Origin of the sequence: Stenotrophomonas cyclobalanopsidis (assembly GCF_008710035.1) — a bacterium.
Lineage (GTDB): Bacteria > Pseudomonadota > Gammaproteobacteria > Xanthomonadales > Xanthomonadaceae > Stenotrophomonas > Stenotrophomonas cyclobalanopsidis.
This window is the reverse complement of sequence record NZ_VYKI01000003.1, coordinates 62,218-78,598: the sequence shown is the minus strand read 5'-3', so window position 1 is coordinate 78,598 and position 16,381 is coordinate 62,218. Positions and strand designations below refer to the sequence as shown.

The 16,381-nt window shown below is 67.8% G+C and carries 9 protein-coding genes and 1 pseudogene; 3 read left to right on the top strand and 7 right to left on the bottom strand.

Going from position 1 to position 16,381, the window contains the following annotated elements; all coding sequences use genetic code 11:
- Positions 1 to 19 precede the first annotated feature (19 nt).
- On the bottom strand, positions 20 to 2,365 hold the full coding sequence (locus FJU31_RS03610; RefSeq protein WP_150453523.1) for a TonB-dependent receptor: 2,346 nt from the start codon (positions 2,363 to 2,365) through the stop codon (positions 20 to 22).
- A 91-nt stretch (positions 2,366 to 2,456) separates the two neighbouring features.
- On the opposite strand from FJU31_RS03610, the gene FJU31_RS03605 reads away from it, so the two are divergent.
- Positions 2,457 to 7,142: an ATP-dependent helicase gene (locus tag FJU31_RS03605; protein ID WP_150453522.1), complete on the top strand. Its 4,686-nt coding sequence runs from the start codon at positions 2,457 to 2,459 to the stop codon at positions 7,140 to 7,142.
- A gap of 342 nt (positions 7,143 to 7,484) precedes the next feature.
- Here FJU31_RS03605 and FJU31_RS19395 read toward each other — a convergent pair.
- Positions 7,485 to 7,799: pseudogene (locus FJU31_RS19395) on the bottom strand (alcohol dehydrogenase); the annotation flags it as partial.
- Positions 7,800 to 7,982: 183 nt separating this feature from the next.
- Here FJU31_RS19395 and FJU31_RS03590 point away from each other — a divergent pair.
- Complete coding sequence (locus tag FJU31_RS03590; RefSeq protein WP_150453521.1) at positions 7,983 to 9,128, top strand: alpha/beta fold hydrolase; 1,146 nt, start codon at positions 7,983 to 7,985, stop codon at positions 9,126 to 9,128.
- Positions 9,129 to 9,143: 15 nt separating this feature from the next.
- Here FJU31_RS03590 and FJU31_RS03585 read toward each other — a convergent pair whose 3' ends face one another.
- Positions 9,144 to 10,283 (bottom strand): MFS transporter, encoded by a 1,140-nt coding sequence (locus FJU31_RS03585; RefSeq protein WP_150453520.1) that lies wholly within the window; start codon positions 10,281 to 10,283, stop codon positions 9,144 to 9,146.
- 173 nt (positions 10,284 to 10,456) lie between these two features.
- Positions 10,457 to 11,158, bottom strand: a complete 702-nt coding sequence (locus FJU31_RS03580; protein WP_150453519.1) for a pirin family protein — start codon at positions 11,156 to 11,158, stop codon at positions 10,457 to 10,459.
- A gap of 139 nt (positions 11,159 to 11,297) precedes the next feature.
- On the opposite strand from FJU31_RS03580, the gene FJU31_RS03575 reads away from it, so the two are divergent.
- Positions 11,298 to 12,212: a LysR substrate-binding domain-containing protein gene (locus FJU31_RS03575; protein ID WP_150453518.1), complete on the top strand. Its 915-nt coding sequence runs from the start codon at positions 11,298 to 11,300 to the stop codon at positions 12,210 to 12,212.
- A 536-nt stretch (positions 12,213 to 12,748) separates the two neighbouring features.
- Here the strand turns inward: FJU31_RS03575 and pgaD are convergent.
- Genes pgaD through pgaB form a run of 3 tightly spaced genes read right to left on the bottom strand, consistent with a single transcriptional unit; the run spans position 12,749 to position 16,375 of the window.
- Positions 12,749 to 13,237 (bottom strand): poly-beta-1,6-N-acetyl-D-glucosamine biosynthesis protein PgaD, encoded by a 489-nt coding sequence (gene pgaD, locus FJU31_RS03570; RefSeq protein ID WP_150453517.1) that lies wholly within the window; start codon positions 13,235 to 13,237, stop codon positions 12,749 to 12,751.
- Positions 13,234 to 14,487: a poly-beta-1,6-N-acetyl-D-glucosamine synthase gene (gene pgaC, locus FJU31_RS03565; protein WP_150453516.1), complete on the bottom strand. Its 1,254-nt coding sequence runs from the start codon at positions 14,485 to 14,487 to the stop codon at positions 13,234 to 13,236. The genes pgaD and pgaC overlap by 4 nt, the downstream gene beginning before the upstream one ends.
- A gap of 1 nt (position 14,488) precedes the next feature.
- Entirely contained in the window at positions 14,489 to 16,375 is a 1,887-nt protein-coding gene (gene pgaB / locus FJU31_RS03560; RefSeq protein WP_425473624.1) for a poly-beta-1,6-N-acetyl-D-glucosamine N-deacetylase PgaB, read from the bottom strand.
- Positions 16,376 to 16,381 lie beyond the last annotated feature (6 nt).

Genomic DNA, 16,381 nt, shown 5'->3' with positions numbered 1-16,381 from the left:
CGGGATGGCGGGCGCGCGTTTACAGCCGCACGGTCACACCCACCTGGAAGCCACGCCCCGGCAGCGGTGCGATGTACTTCAGCGGCGAGTTGTGCGGGCGCGCCTCTTCGTTGAGCAGGTTGCTGCCATTGATGAAGACTTCCATGCCGGCCACAGCGGTCGTGCGCAGGGGAATCTCCCGGCTCAGCTGCAGGTCGACCAGGGTGAACGCATCCAGCGGTATTTCTTCGCTGACGTTGCGGCCCAGGTACTTCTGCGTGTCGTAGTAGGTGCCCGACAGCTGCGCCTTCCAGCCCTCGCGCTTCCATTGCACGGTGGCGCCGTAGCGGTTGGTCGGCATGTTCGGCAGGTACTCGCCATCGTTGTGGGCGCGCAGCGCATCGGGATGGTCGGCCTTGTTCTTCACCAGGTCGGCAAAGGCGGACAGCTCCAGGCTGCCGAAGCGACCGAGCGTCAGTGACTGCGAGGCGTCGACCTCGAAGCCCTTCACCGTGGTGTCGGTCTGCTTCCAGTACTTCAGCGGCAGGCGGTTGGCGGTCTGCAGGCCGGAGTAGCCCAGGTAGAGGTAGTTTTCGTAACGCATGCGGTAGGCGGTGGCCGACAGCTGGAAGTTGCCCAGGTGGAACAGGCCGGTCAGCTCAAGGTTCTTCGCACGTTCCGGCTCCAGGTTCTGGTCGCCTTCTTCCTGGGTCATCACCGAGTAATGCGCGTTGCTGGCGTAGAGTTCATTGATCTCCGGTGCGCGCTGCGAGGAGGAGTAACGCAGCTTGGCAGCGAACAGGGGGCCGAGTTCAACGTAGGAGCCGATGCTGTAACTGTTGAGTCGGAAGTCGCGGTCCTGCAGCGTGGTGTTGGCCGAATTGCGCGCGGTCTTGAAGCTGCTCGGCCGCAACGTGTGGTCCACGCGTTCATGGCGCACGCCGGCATCGAAGGAGGCCCAGTCGAAGTCCAGTGTCTCCTTCAGGAACACCGCCTGGTTGCGCGTATCGACGTTGGGCAGGTAGCGCAGCGACCCGCTGCCGGTGACCTCGCGCGACTGCTGGCTGAGACCGAGCAGGCCGCTCAGCGGGCCCACGCGGCGGTGGGCCAGCAGCAGTTCGGCCTGGGTGCTTTCGAAGTCGTAATCGTTGGCCTTGCGGGCACCCAGGCGTTCGCCGGAGGTGTTGTCCAGCTGCGAGACGCGCAGCTCGGCGCGCTCGACGCCCGGCACCGGGTCGCGCAGCAGGGCTTCCAGCGCATAGCGCTCCTGCTTGATGACCACGCCCACCGGCAGGCCGTCGGCATAGTTGGAACCGAAGGACAGGTTCTGCATCGAGAAGCCCGGCACCCCGTACTCGCTGTCCTTGGCATCGATGCTGACGCCCACGTAGCCGCGATCAAAGAAGCGTGTGGAACCCAGCGCGACCTGCGAACTGCGTGAGTAGCTGTTGCCCAGGCGGTGGTGGTAGTCCGGGGTGACGTCGTTGTTGATCCGCTTCTGCACATAGGACGGCGTGCCGGCGACGTAATCCGGGTTGACCGGATTGACGTAGGTCTGGCGCTGCCAGACCGAGGTCGGGTTGTTGGTGTAGAAGGAGAACTCGCCATCGGCCCAGTCCGGGTTCTCGGTCATGAACTGGTCGATGTAGGGCTGCGAGGCCTTGTTGTAGACCTGCTGCACGCGGGCTTCCTTCTGGCAGGCATCGGCCAGCGCCGAGTTCACACCACCGGCGGCCGGGAACAGCTGCGTGTTGCAGGCGGCCGCCTTGCTGTGGCCGGGGATGTCGTAGTGCGAGGTGCGCTGCCGCGAGACCTGCAGGTTGGTGGAGACGTTGCGCTGGTTGTTGAAGTTCATGCGGAAGCCCTGCGCATCGGCCGCGTTGAAACCCTTGCGCAGCACCAGTTCCATCGACTGGTCCTGGTCTTCCATCGTGCGCGGGATCAACCCGGAATCGACCTCGACGCTGCCGCCGATGGCGTTGCCGCCGTAGCGCACCGTGTCTGAGGATTTGTTGACGGTAACGCTGCGCACGAACAGCGGGTCGAACGGAATGTTGATGTCGCCGCTGATCGCGTTCATGCCGAGGATGGACTGGCCGTCCTGCAGGATCTGCACGCGGTTGCCGCTGAGGCTGCGGATGACCGGCGCGCCGGCGTTGGGCCCGAAGGCGCTGTTCTGCACGCCGGAGACATGCTCGAGCAGGCCGCCGAGGGTGCGGTTCTGGGCCTGCGGGTTGTCGACGGTGACCCGGCTGTCGATGCGCGAGGGCTGGCTGGCTTCCACCTGCAGGGTGGGAAGGGTCGGCGTGTCCGACGCCCGGGCGGAATGGAGTGCAACGGATTGAAGGGCGAGGGGGATGGCTGCAGCTAGCAGGTGGCGACGCATGACACGCTCCGTAAAGGCAATGTGAAATGTTATAACGTAACTATTAGTAACGACAAACGATTTCTTCGCCGTATCATCGAAGCCATCATCGATGGCGACCGGCCCTGCCTTGGATTCCCTGCAGCACTTCCATCCCGCCACCCGTGACTGGTTCCGTTCCGCGTTCGCAGCATCGACGCCGGTGCAGGATGAGGCGTGGGCGTCGATCGCCGCAGGCCAACACACCCTGGTGGTGGCCCCAACCGGGTCGGGCAAGACGCTGGCCGCGTTCCTGCATGCAATCGACCAGGTGTTTGCCGAGCGCGATGGCGACGCCCGCCGCGACCCGGCGGCCAAGCCGGTGGCGCGCACGCGCGTGCTGTACCTGTCGCCGATCAAGGCGCTGGGCAGCGATGTGCAACGCAATCTGCAGGTACCCCTGCAGGGCATCAGTGCGCGGCGCAGCGAACGTGGGGATACGGCCGTCGCCCTGACCGTGGCCATGCGCACCGGCGATACCAGCAGCAGTGACCGCTCACGCCTGGTGCGGCGCCCGCCGGACATCCTGATCACCACGCCCGAGTCGCTGTACCTGATGCTGACCTCGCAGGCGCGGGAGATCCTGCGCGATGTGCACACGGTGATCCTCGATGAGATCCATGCGGTGGCGGGCGGCAAGCGTGGCTCGCACCTGGCGCTGAGCCTGGAACGGCTCGACGGGCTGCTGCAGGCGCCCGCACAGCGCATCGGCCTGTCGGCCACGGTCCGCCCGGTCGAGGGCGTTGCGGCCTTCCTCGGCGGTGATCGCCCGGTGCAGGTGGTGCAGCCGCCTTCGCAGCGGCAGCTGGAACTGAAGATCGTGGTGCCGGTGGAGGACATGACCGACCTGGCCGTGCACGGCCCAGCGGAAGAACGCGGCGCCGGCGCGCGCACCGGTTCGATCTGGCCGCATGTGGAGGCCAGCATTCTCGACAACGTGATGCGGCATCGCTCCACGATTGTGTTTGCCAATTCGCGCGGGGTGGCGGAACGGCTGACCGCACGACTCAACGAGCTGCATGCCGAGCGCACGGGCGTCGAGCCTGCGGGCGAAGCGGATACCGCGAGTACAGCCGCCTACGGATCGTTCACCGGCAGCACGGTGAACCGTGTCACCGCGCCGGCCTCGGTGATCGCCCGCTCGCACCACGGTTCGGTATCCAAGGAACAGCGCGCCGCCATCGAGCAGGCGCTGAAGTCCGGCGAGCTCCGCTGCGTTGTCGCCACCTCCAGTCTTGAGCTGGGCATCGACATGGGCCTGGTGGATCTGGTGATCCAGGTCGCGGCGCCGCCCTCGGTATCCAGTGCACTGCAGCGGGTGGGCCGTGCCGGCCACCAGGTGGGCGGCCTGTCGCGTGGCCTGCTGTATCCGCGTACGCGCCGTGACCTGGTCGATGCCGCGGTGGTCGTCGACAGCATGCTGGATGGACGCATCGAAGCGCTCGATCCGCCGCGCAATCCGCTCGATGTGCTGGCCCAGCAGACCGTGGCTGCGGTAGCGATGGAGCCACTCGATGTGGAGGCCTGGTTTGCACGCGTGCGCCGGGCTGCGCCGTACCGCACGCTGCCGCGCAGTGCATTCGACGCGGTGCTGGACATGCTGGCCGGCCGCTATCCATCCGATGAGTTCGCCGCTTTCCGCCCGCGCTTGGTGTGGGACAGAAAGGCCGGTACGTTGACTGCGCGTCCTGGTGCCCGCCAGCTGGCGGTGACCAGCGGCGGCACCATTCCCGACCGTGGCATGTATGCCGTTGTCCTGCCCGAGGGTGAAGAACAGGCGGGATCGCGCCGTGTCGGCGAACTGGATGAAGAGATGGTCCACGAGTCGCGCGTGAATGATGTGATCACCCTCGGCGCCACGTCCTGGCGCATCGACCAGATCACCCTTGACCAGGTCGTGGTCACGCCAGCGCCGGGGCGCTCGGCGCGGCTGCCGTTCTGGCGGGGCGAAGGTATCGGCCGCCCGGCCGAGCTGGGGCAGGCCACCGGCGCCTTCCTGGCGGAACTCGAAGCCGATCCGGGCGGCGCTGGCGAGCCGTCGCCGGCACTGCTCGCCCGGCTGCGCGATCGCGGCCTGGATGTAAGCGCGATCAGCAACATGCTGGCGCTTGTGGCCGAACAGCAGCTGGCCACCGGTGTGCTGCCGACCGACCTGCGCCTGGTCGTCGAGCGCTGCCGTGATGAACTCGGCGACTGGCGGGTGATGCTGCATTCGCCCTATGGGCGCCGCGTGCACGATCCCTGGGCGCTGGCAGTGGCCGCGCGCCTGCGCGAGCAGGCCGGCATCGATCCGGCCGTAGTGGCCAGCGACGACGGCATCATCGTCCGCATGCCCGACCGCACCGGCACGCCGCCGGGCGCGGAACTCTTCCTGTTCGATGCGTCCCACCTGCGCCAGGTCATCAACCGCTCGGTCGCCGGTTCTGCGTTGTTCGCCGCACGTTTCCGTGAATGTGCCTCGCGCGCGCTGCTGCTGCCGCGGCGCACGCCGGGCAAGCGCTCGCCGTTGTGGCAGCAGCGCCTGCGTGCGGGGCAGCTGCTGGAGATCGCCCGTGGCCACGATGAGTTCCCGATCCTGGTCGAGACCGCACGCGAGTGCCTCCAGGACGTCTACGACCTGGATGCACTGGATGCACTGATGCTGCGCGTGCAGGCAGGCCGGGTCCAGGTGGTCGAGGTGGATACGGCCGTGCCATCGCCGTTTGCGGCCAACCTGCTGTTCGGCTATGTCGCCGAGTTCATGTACGAAGCCGATGTACCGCTGGCCGAACGGCGCGCATCAGTGTTGTCGCTCGACAGTGGCCTGCTGGCGGAACTGCTCGGCGAGGTGGATCTGGGCGAACTGCTGGACGATGCCGTGGTGACCACCGTGGAGCGCGAGTTGCAACGCCTGGATCCGGCCCGCCACGCACGTGGCAGCGAAGGCGTGGCCGACCTGCTGCGTGAGCTGGGCCCGCTGCCGGCGGTGGAGGTCGCGCAGCGCATCACCGAGCCTGCGCAGGCGGATGCCTGGCTGCTGGCGCTGCGCGCGGCGGGTCGTGCGATCCGCGTCCCCGTTGCAGGGGCCCAGCAGTGGGCGGCGGTGGAGGATGCCGCGCGCCTGCGCGATGCTCTGGGCATCATCCCGCCTGCGGACGTGGCCGAGGTATTCCTGGCCCCGGTGCCGGATCCGTTGGGCGATCTGCTTGGCCGCCACGCGCGCACCCATGGGCCTTTCAGCAGTGGCAGCGTGGCCGCCCGTTTCGGCCTTGGCGTGGCGGTGGTGGATGCTGCGCTGCACGCGCTGCAGGAACAGGATCGGGTCGTACGCGGCCGGTTCGGCCTGGATCGTCGCGCCGCCGACGAGAACGCAGCGGCGGCGCCACCGCGTGCAGGGCATGAGTGGGTAAGCACGGAGGTGCTGCAGCGGCTGCGGTTGCGCTCCTTGCAGGCCGCCCGCGAGGCGACCCGCCCGGTTCCGGTGCAGGCCTATGTCGGTCTGCTGCTGCAGGGGCAGGGTGTGCTGCCTGGGGCCGCGCGCGCCAGCGACAGCGACGGCGTGCTGCAGGTGATCGAACAACTGGCGGGGCTGCCACTGCCGGCATCGCTGTGGGAACAGCAGGTACTGCCCGCGCGCGTGCCCGGCTACACGCCTGCGCTGCTGGATGAACTGCTGGCCACCGGCACGGTGATCTGGCTTGGCCATGGCCGGCTGGGCGACGACGATGGACTGGTGTCGCTGCACCTGCGCGAGCGTGCCGCTGAAACTTTGCCGGTCACACCGGCGCAGGGAGAAGACTCACCGATGCAGCAGGCCATCCTGCAGGTGCTGGCCGACGGTGGTGCGTTCTTCGCCCGGCAACTGGCGATGCAGGTACAGCCACGACTGGTTGGTGTGGACACGACGGGTGAGGATTTCCAGACGGCGCTGTGGCAGCTGGCTTGGCGCGGACAGATCAGCAGTGACCTGTGGGCGCCGCTGCGCGCGCTGGGTGGAGCGCGGCCCGCTCGGGCGCGGCCGACGCCGGTGTCGCGCCGCCGCCGCGGCTTTGCCTTCGTTCCATTGACGACGGGCACCGTCGGACTGGAGCTGGCCAGCAGCACGGGGCCGACGCTGGCGGGACGCTGGTCGCTGCTGCCGCGGGAGCGGGCCAGTGACACGCTGCGCGCGCTGGCGCAGACCGAGGCGCTGCTGGACCGCTACACGGTGGTCACCCGCAGCGCAGCGATGAGCGAAGGCGTGGCCGGTGGATTCCCGGCACTTCGCCCGGTGCTGCGCAGCATGGAAGATGCAGGCCAGCTACTGCGTGGTCGCTTCGTGGAAGGCATGGGCGGCGCCCAGTTCGCCCAGCGCGACGACATCGACCGCCTGCGTGCCAGCGCCGAGCGGGATGGCGGAGATGGCGTCCGGGTTGCGCTGTCGGCGCTGGATCCCGCCAATCCCTTCGGCAGCCTGCTGCCGTGGCCCCAGCCGATCGCCGGGCCGCGTCCGGTGCGCCGGGCCGGTGCGATGGTGGTGATCGGCGAAGGCCGCCTGCAGCTGTATCTGCCGCAGGGCGGCCGCCAGCTGACCAGTTGGATCGACGGCACGGCAGGCGACGCGGCAACGCGCTGGGCAGCGGCGGCGCAGGCGCTAGCCGTGGGCCTGCGGCGTGGCCGGCGGCTGTCCTTCACCTTGGAGCGGATCAACGACGAGCCCGTCCATCGCGGGCCCGCCGTCGATGCGCTGCGCGCGGCGGGATTCAGCAATGAGCCGCGCGGGCTGGGCTGGAACGGCTGACGTCGATTCACGCGCGACCGCCTTTGTAGAGCCGAGCCCACGCTCGGCTGCATGCGTAGAGTCGAGCTTGCTCGACTTAGCCGAGCGTGGGCTCGGCTCTACAGGACCGCGCAGCCGAGCGTGGGCTCGGCTCTACGGGACCGCGCAGCCGAGCGTGGGCTCGGCTCTACAGAATCCCTCAGCCATGCTCGAAGCGCTCGGTAACGTGCGTCCTTCGGCTTCGGGTCGCGCGGCCAGTCTTTGCCCTTGCCGGCGGAATCCGGTCGAGGCTGGTGGATGAAGTAGTCGGCGATGTCCACCGCATCCTGCTCGGGCATCACCTGGTGGGCCAGTGGTGGTTCGCGGCTGGCCGTCATGGCGGGTGCCGCGGCGGACTGCGCGCTCCGGGTCCGGGGTGATGTTGCTGGAATGGATCGTGCCCATCGGCGTCTGCATTCCCAGCCCGCCGGCAAAGGCTTTGCCGACGGGAGCCGTGTGGCAGGCGGCGCAGTCGGCCGCACGCGACAGGTACTGGCCGCGCGCGATCAAGGCTGGATCGTGGATGTCGACCACGGCATGCTGGCGCGGCGCGAACCAGTACGGCGTGCTGTGGGCAATGGCCCAGGCCGCACCGGTCGCGGCGGCCAGGACAAGGATGAACCTGAGCGCGGTGCGCATGGCCGCACTGTCGGCAAACGCGCCGGCGTGTTCCTCGATCCGGATCAATGCTTTGTCCATAGGCGACATCGAACGAAGCTGAATCGATCCCGGCGTGTCATCAACCCGTCATCGATCTGCGATAGATGGCGCCGGTCGCGGCCGCTAACCTGCCACGCTGTCGCACTTTTTCCCCGATTGCCCATGAAGCGCCCGCTAGTGCTGTTGCTGGCGTGCGCCGGCCTGTGGCTGGCTGCATGCTCATCTTCGATCACCGCCTCGTCCACCTCGCTCAGCGACCAGCTGATCGCGCCCGGTGGCGTGTCCACGTTGCTGGACCAGCCGCGCATCGCCGCGGCCATCGCCGAGCTTCCCAACCGCCACGGTTTCCTGCCGGGCCGCGATGGCGTGCCGATCTTCTGGCGTGCGTTCGACCCGGGCGACTACGGCGCCCGCTACCACTACCTGCCGCAGCGCCATGAAAACGGCCAGCCGCTGGATACCGGGCTGAGCCTCACCGTGCCGCAGCCGTTCCGTGCACAGGCGCCGCGCGGCACCGTGGTGCTGCTGCACGGCTGGATGATGAATGGTGATTCGATGCTGCCGTGGTCGCTGCAGCTGGCCGAATCGGGCTACCGCGTGGTCACCCTGGACCTGCGCAACCATGGCCAGTCCGGGCATGGCCCGTCCGGCTACGGCACCTACGAATCGGACGACGTGGTCGATGTGATCGGCGAACTGCGCGCGAGTGGCGAAGTGACCGGGCCGCTGTATCTGTTCGGCGTCTCCTACGGCGCGGCCACCGCAGTGTTCACCGCCGACAAGCTGGGCGACCAGGTGGCCGGCGTGGTGGCGATGGAATCTTTCGCCAATGCCGGCGTGGCGATCCGCACGATGATCCCGCACCTGATGGCGCTGCAGCCGCAAGGCCTGAAGGCGCAGGCGGTCGCGTCCTACGCGCGCTGGCGCTACGGCGGTCAGGACATCAACCAGGTGATCGCCGCGGCCAGCCGCCGCATCGATGTCGACCTGGACCAGGTGGACGTGGCCCGCGCGCTGGCCGACACCCGCGCCTGCGTGCTGCTGCTGCACGGCCAGGGCGACCAGCACATTCCGGTCAGCCAGGGCCGCGAACTGGCCCAGGCCAATCCGCGCGCGCACTACATCGAGATGCGCGGCGAAGACCACATCACCCTGCCGCTGCGCCTGGATCTGCTGGCCGGGGTGGTCGATGACTGGATGGCGCAGGACGAACACCACCCGCGCGCGACCTGCCCGGCACCGCAGCTGCCCGCCCAGGCCGAGTGGCTGGTGCGCGACACCGCTGCGGCTGCGCCCAGCCGCAGCTGACCGTATTCTTCCTGTTTACGGCAGGCGGCGGGCGAGGGCGCGGGCCGAGGCGGCGACGCCGAGCAGCAGCGCGGCCACGCACAGGAACGCGATGCCCAGAGTGGTGAGATGGGCCAGCCCCCCGATGGCCGCCGGGCCGGCGAGGATGCCGGCGTAGCCCAGCGTGGTGACCGCGGTGATGGCGATGCTCTCCGGCATCGCGCGCTGCTGGCCGGCCATCGAGAACAGCGCCGGTACGATGTTGGCGCAGCCTAGGCCGACCATCACGTAGCCGACCAGTGCCACCGCGAAGGAGGGCACCAGCGTGGCCAGCACGAAGCCCGTCGCCGCGGTGATGCCGCCGATGACGATCGTCGGCGTGCGGCCGAGGCGCTCGACGATGCCATCGCCGAACAAGCGCATGGCGGTCATCGCCAGCGTGAATACCGCGAAGCCGGCACCGGCCTGGTCGCGCGGCACCTGCCGCACGTCGGCCAGGAACACCGCGCTCCAGTCGAGCATCGAGCCTTCGGCCAGGAACACGATGAAGGCCAGCACGCTGATGAACAGCACCACGCCATGCGGAATGGCCAGCATCGGGCCGTCATGGGCAATGCGCTGCGCACGCCAGTGCGGTGCCGCCAGAAGCGTCACCACCAGCAGTGCGGCCACCGAGAGCAGGGCCGCCATCCACAGCGGCGTGCCCAGCAACAGCAGGCCGGTCATGCAGCCGGCACCGATGAAGCCGCCGATGCTGTAGAACGCGTGGAAGCCGGACATCATCGCGCGGCCGGCATCGCGTTCGACCGCGACTGCCTGCATGTTCATCGTGCAGTCCATCGCGCCCACACCGGCGCCGAACAGGAACAGCGCCGCGCCCAGTGCCAACGGTGTGGGCGCGAGCGACAGCAGCGGCAGCGCCAGCAGGATCAGCGCGGTGGTGATGACCATCAGGCGGCGGCAGCCCAGGCGTCCGCTCAATGCGCCGGCCAGCGGCATGGCCAGCAGCGAGCCCAGGCCCAGGCACAGCAGCACAGCGCCCAGACTGGCATCGGACAGGCCGGCCTTGGCCTTGGCATAGGGCACCATCGGTGCCCAGGCGGCGGTGGCAAAACCGGGAATGAGGAAGGCGGCGCGGGTGGCGTGCTGCTGGGCACGCGGGGAAGAGGGCGTCATGCGCGGGGGAGGCTCCGGAGAATCCATGCTATGGAAACGTTTTCAGTTGGCTTGGGCAAGTGCCATTCGTGTGATCCCGCAGCGAATACGAATGCAGGCCCGCCCGCCAAACATGCAGAGGCCCGCGATACCGGTGGGCATCGCGGGCCTCGCTGCATGCTACGGCGCAGCGCTTACAGCGGCAGGTCGAACACCAGCACTTCCGCGTCGTTGCCGTTCTCCAGGGTCAGCTGTGCTTCGGCGCTGACCTGCAGTGCATCGCCGGCATCGAGGGTGATGCCGTTGACCTGCAGCTGGCCACGGGCGACCTGCACGTAGGCGCCACGACCGTTGCCGAGGGCGTGGTGCAGCTTCTGGCTGCCATCGAGGATGGTGGCGTAGATGCGGGCATCCTGCTGGATGCGCAGCGAACCGTCGGCACCGTCCGGCGAGGCGATCAGGCGCAGCTGGCCGCGCTTGGTCTCCGGCGCGAAGTGGGTCTCGCGGTAGGAGGGTTCGATGTTCTCGCTGTCCGGGAAGACCCAGATCTGCAGGAAGTGCACCGGATCGGCGGCCGAGTGGTTGAACTCGCTGTGGCTGACGCCGCTGCCGGCGCTCATCACCTGCACGTCGCCGTAGCGCAGCACCGAACCGGTGCCCATCGAGTCCTTGTGCTCCAGCGCACCGCCCAGCACGTAGGAAATGATTTCCATGTTGCTGTGGCTGTGGGTGCCGAAGCCCTGGCCGCCGATGACCTTGTCTTCGTTGATGACGCGCAGCGGGCCGAAGCTGACGTAGCGCGGATCGTAGTAGCCGGCGAAGGAGAAGGTGTGGCGGGAAGACAGCCAGCCATGCTCGGCCAGGCCACGGGTAGCGCTCTTGCGGATCTGCAGCATGATGATTTCTCCTTGTTCGATGGTTTCGATGGGCGGGGTGGGCCGGTGGCAGCTGTGTTTCCGCGTTGGAGAGAAGTATCCGCTTGCCCCCCGGGTTTGAAAAACGGATAGTTCTGAAAGTCATCATCGAAAATTTCGAATGCTCAAGCTCAGCCTCGATGCCCTGCAGATCCTGGATGCCATCGACCGCCGCGGCTCGTTTGCCGCCGCCGGCAAGGCCCTGCACAAGGTGCCCTCGACCATCTCCTACACCGTGGCCAAGCTGGAAGAGGACCTGGGCGTGCAGCTGTTCGACCGGGTCGGCCCCCGCGCCGAGCTGACCGAGGCCGGTCGCGCCCTGTTGGACGAAGGTCGCCACCTGCTGCGCGCCGCCCGCGATCTGGAGCTGCGGGTGCGCCGGGTGGCCTCCGGCTGGGAGGCCGAGCTGAGCCTGGCGGTGGATTCGATGTTCCCGACCTGGCTGCTTGGTCCGGACATTGCTGCGTTCCGTGGCATCGAAGCGCCGACGCGCCTGCGTCTGTTCGGCGAAGCGCTGTCGGGCACCTGGGAGGCGCTGCTGGACCGTCGCGCCGACCTGTTGGTGGCGGCAGCGGGCGAGGGGCCCAGTGGTGGCGGCTATGTGGTGGAGCCGCTGGGCAGCGTCGATTTCGTGTTCGCGGTGGCACCGGATCATCCGCTGGCGCAGGTGCCGGGCGCACTGGGCCGCGAGCAGCTGGCTGAGCACTGCGCCATCGCCGTGTCCGATTCCGCGCGCCGCTTGCTGCCACGCACGGTGGGCCTGTTGATGGGCCAGGAAATGCTGACGGTGCCGGACATGGCCAGCAAGCTGAAGCTGCAGTGCGAGGGTGTTGGATTCGGTTTCCTGCCCGGGCCCTGCGCGCGCGCAGCGGTGGCGCGCGGCCAGCTGGTCATCCGCGAGGTGGAGGAGCCGAAGCCGGAGGAGACGTTCTGGCTGGCGTGGCGCACGGGTGAGGATGGTGCGGCATTGCGCTGGTGGCGCGAGCGGTTGCGCAGGCCGGAGCTGCTGGCGCAGTGGTGGCAGGCGATGGGGTAGATCAACGCCATGCGTGGATGAGGGTCTTGTTTGCAGGGCTTGCAGCCCTGCACCTGCCGGTAGTGCCGGCCGCTGGCCGGCAAAAGCAACAGCAACAGCTGGCATTCCGTGGGATGGCGGGGTGGGTCCAGTTGAGGGGGACGCTGCAAGTCCCCCTCCGGGGCCCGGCCCAGCCGCTGGCGGCTGTGCGTTCGGGCGCTTGCGAAGCAGTGCTTCGCAAGCAAAGCGCCCTCACCCATGTAAGCTCGGTCGCCGCATCCATGCGGCTCACGCCGCCTCAACCGGACCCACCCCGCCTTCGACAGTTTCCTGCGAGTTGTCGGAACGGCGTTCTGCTTTGGTAGGTGTCGACCTTGGTCGACACGTATGAATTCATTCGATATCTGACAGATGTGCCGACCAACGGTCGGCACCCACCGGCAGCCACCGCCCCGCCATCCCAAGGAATGCTGCTCTTGATCGTGAGGTTGCCGGCCAGCGGCCGGCACTACCGCAGGTGCAGGGCTGCAAGCCCTGCAAAAAATACCTGGCCCTTACTACAGCGGCTGCCGCGTCATCCCCACCGGCCGTGCGTTGTCATCCATGTGCAGTGTCACTGCCTTCGCATGCATCAGCTGCTCGGCCAGCGCATCGCTCGCACCCAGTGCGCGGGCGATGTCCTCGCGGCTGGAATCCTCGCGCGGTGCGCGCCGTTCCTTGCCGCCAAACCGGTAGCGGTTGTATTCCGCCCAGGCGATCAGCAGCAGCGAGCAGCAGACCAGGATGACCGGCAGCGCGATCATCACGAACGGATCCACGTGCTGGCTGTGCTGGTATAGCTGCACGTAGGCCAGGTGCCCGCCCAGCAGCCAGGACACCAGGGTCACCAGCGGTGCCCACAGGTAGAAGTAGAAACCCCAGAACGCCAGGGTCACGAAGCCCCAGGCCGTGCGCTGCAGGCGCGGCTGCTGGCGCGACTTCTGGATCAACCGCGAATCAAAGCGGCTGGACGACTTCTTCCCGGTCGTGTCACGTACGGCGTTCATCGGATCCCCCTGTCAGGGCTGACCCAGGTGGCACGCTTGCCGCGGTGCTTGAACAGCGTCTTCGGCAGCGCCACCAGGGTGGTGAACAGGCTGATCAACCAGTACGCCATCGGGTACCAGATGACCCAGAAGTAGTTGCGTCCAATGTGGGTTTCGTAACGGCGGTCGATGATCAGGCTGCTGGCGAACTGCAGCAGGCAGACCAGCGCCAGGATCACGCCGTGCCATTGCGGCAGCAGCGTCTCGATGTACAGCGGGGCCGGCAGCGGCATGAACTTGCCCAGCGCCCACAGCACCACGATCAGCAGCATGGTGTACGCCCAGAACACGCTGAGGATGTACTCCAGCAGCACGCCCCACATGCGTCGCTTGCGCCAGCTGAACAACGATGCGCCGTGCCGCAGCAGCACTTCCACGCCGCCCTGCGCCCAGCGCAGGCGCTGCCGCCACAGTCCCTTCAGCGTTTCCGGCATCAGGATGAAGCACAGCGCGTTGGGTTCGTAGCGGATGTCCCAGTGGTCCAGCTGCAGGCGCCAGCTGATGTCGATGTCCTCGGTCACCATGTCGTCGGCCCAGTAGCCGATGCGGTGCAGGGCCGTGCGGCGGAATGCGGCGATCACCCCGGACACGGTGAAGATGCGCCCGTACACGCGCTGCGCGCGCTTGATCATGCCGATGATCGAGGAGAACTCGGCCACCTGCAGGCGGCCGAGCAGGGTGGAGCGGTTGCGGATGCGCGGGTTGCCGGTCACCGCGCCCACGCGCGGGCCGCTGGTCAGGTGCCAGACCATCCAGTGCATGGCGAACTCTTCCAGCATCGCATCGCCGTCGATGCACACCAGGTACTCCGAGCGAGAGGCGAGGGCGCCCATGCGCAGCGCGTTGGCCTTGCCCAGGTTGCGGTCCAGGTGCACCACGCGCAGGCGCGGGTGCAGGGCGGCCAGCGCGTCCAGGCGGGCGCCGGTGTCGTCGCTGCTGCCATCATTGATGGCGATCACTTCGAAATCCGGATAGCGCTGCGCCAGTGCCGCGCCGATAGTGTCGTCCAGGTTGTCCGTTTCGTTGTGACAGGGAATCAGCAGCGTGGCGAACGGGTAGCTGTCCATCGGCGGCGGATCGTTGCGCGGTCGCGACTTCCGCTCGCGACGGAAGAAGTAGTACAGGCCGCCTGACATCCAGAAGAACGCCATCACCATCGGGTAGAAGAAGGCGAACTGGAACAGGGCATACAGCCAGGGGCTCATGTCCATGTCACTTCTCCGGGTACGGGAAGTTGCGCGCGGACATCGCGGCGCGCGCGTCCGTGGTCGATGGCTTGTCGGCGATGAAATCGTCCGGGTACCACGCGAAATGGCGCACGCCCTGTGCCTGCAGCCGGCGGACCTGCGCGCGCAGGCGCTGGCCGCTGATCGGCGTCTGCGTGCGCCAGTCCACGGTCTGCAGCTCGAACATCGTGTGCTTCAGGTCGGGATCGTGCGCGCGCACCGCCGTGACCAGCCGGTCCAGCCAACGCTCGGGGTGCTTGCTGCCTTCCATCCACGGCATCGCCATCAGCGCGGTGCGGTCATAGGCCTGGTTGAACAGGTCCAGGCGCTGGGCGAACCAGCTGGCGCTCTGCGGCTCCAGTACCGGCTGCGCGTACAGGTTGCGCACGGTGCCCAGCTTCGGCCGCCAGCGCTGGGCGGTGTCGCGCAGCTCCAGGGTGAAGTCGATCAGCGCCTGGGTACGGCCGCCATCGGCGCCTTCCTGCGGCAGCTGGGCCAGTTCGGTGTCGCGCACGTAGGCGTCGTCATGGAACAGCAGGCCTTCGAAGTACGAATTGATCGCCAGGTCTTCGTAGATATCCTTGATGATCTGCCGCGCCTGCGGCTTGGTGAAGTCCAGCCGGTACATGCCGTCGCGTTCCGGGCTGGCGATGCCCAGCGCGGTGCGCTGCGCCGCATCCGGCAGCTCATAGCCGAGCACCGGCAGCCAGGCATAGACCTTCACCCCGGCACGGGTCTTCAGCTGCCAGGCCACGCGGTTGAACAGGTCCGCGCGCATCGGCATGTGCCGGTTGGGGAAGTACAGCGCGTCGGCCGTGTTGTTGCCATCGGGGTCGGCGAAGGCCTGCAGATAGACGTGGGTCGGGCCCACCTTCTTGACGCGGTCGATCAGCCTGTCGAGGTTGCGGGCCAGCTGTGCCGGGTCCGGGTCGTAGACCGCATCCATGTCGATCTGCAGCGCACGCGTGCCATCCAGGCTGACATTGCGGCGCAGTTCGAAGGCCAACGAGCTGACGTTCGGATTGTTCGTCACCAGCAGGCGGGCCAGGCCGTGCAGGTCCGAGGTGACCGGCGTGCTGCGGCCTTCCAGGTCGAACGACACCGGCATGCCCAGTTGTTCGGCGATGTCGTTGCTCAGCTTGTTGTAGGCCGCATACGGCCAAACGATTGCCTTCGGGGTGACGCCGAGTTCCTTCTGGATGCGCTTGACGCTCAGCGCGAGATCGTCGCGCAGGCGCTTTTCGTATTGTTGCGCGGTCTCATAGTGCTGGGTCTGCGGATCGTAGGCGCGGGTGATCACCGCCGGGGTCTGGTTGCCCTGCGGGTTGGACTGCACGCCATGGTGCTGGTTGTCGGTATGGCTGGCCAGTTCGATCAGGCCGCTGGACTGCATCTCCCGCAGCTGGTGCCAGGTCAGGAAATCATCGTGGCCGAACGGGCGGTAGCCGTAGTCGATGGTGCGGCCCGGGGCCATGTCGACGTAGTCGGTGATCACCGCCACCAGCGCCGGGTAGTTGTAGGCGCGCAGCAGCGGGTAGACGCGGCTGTAGACGCTGCGCAGGCCATCATCGAAGGTCAGCAGGACCGGCCGCGGCGGCAGCTGGGCTTCGCCGCGCGAGGCCTTGATCAGCTGCGACAGCGCGATCGGGTGGTAGCCGTGCGCGCTGAGCCAGTCCAGGTGCGCAGCGAAGTTCTGCGTGCTGACCGCGTAGGCATCGGCATCGCCCTTCTCACGCACATCGTCGCGGATGTCGTGGTAGCTCAGCACCAGCAGGCCGTTGTCGGCCGAATCCAGGTCGCGCTCCTGGGCAGCGGCCGGCAGGGCCAGCAGCACCAGCCCCAGCAGCAGCACGGTCATCAGGTTTCGAAGCATCCGTTC

Bases quoted from the DNA above. Each gene is read 5' to 3' on its own strand.
- FJU31_RS03610 (WP_150453523.1), bottom strand. From the start codon at position 2,365: ATGCGTCGCCACCTGCTAGCTGCAGCCATCCCCCTCGCCCTTCAATCC.
- FJU31_RS03605 (WP_150453522.1), top strand. From the start codon at position 2,457: ATGGCGACCGGCCCTGCCTTGGATTCCCTGCAGCACTTCCATCCCGCC.
- FJU31_RS03590 (WP_150453521.1), top strand. From the start codon at position 7,983: ATGAAGCGCCCGCTAGTGCTGTTGCTGGCGTGCGCCGGCCTGTGGCTG.
- FJU31_RS03585 (WP_150453520.1), bottom strand. From the start codon at position 10,283: ATGACGCCCTCTTCCCCGCGTGCCCAGCAGCACGCCACCCGCGCCGCC.
- FJU31_RS03580 (WP_150453519.1), bottom strand. From the start codon at position 11,158: ATGCTGCAGATCCGCAAGAGCGCTACCCGTGGCCTGGCCGAGCATGGC.
- FJU31_RS03575 (WP_150453518.1), top strand. From the start codon at position 11,298: ATGCTCAAGCTCAGCCTCGATGCCCTGCAGATCCTGGATGCCATCGAC.
- pgaD (WP_150453517.1), bottom strand. From the start codon at position 13,237: ATGAACGCCGTACGTGACACGACCGGGAAGAAGTCGTCCAGCCGCTTT.
- pgaC (WP_150453516.1), bottom strand. From the start codon at position 14,487: ATGGACATGAGCCCCTGGCTGTATGCCCTGTTCCAGTTCGCCTTCTTC.
- pgaB (WP_425473624.1), bottom strand. From the start codon at position 16,375: ATGCTTCGAAACCTGATGACCGTGCTGCTGCTGGGGCTGGTGCTGCTG.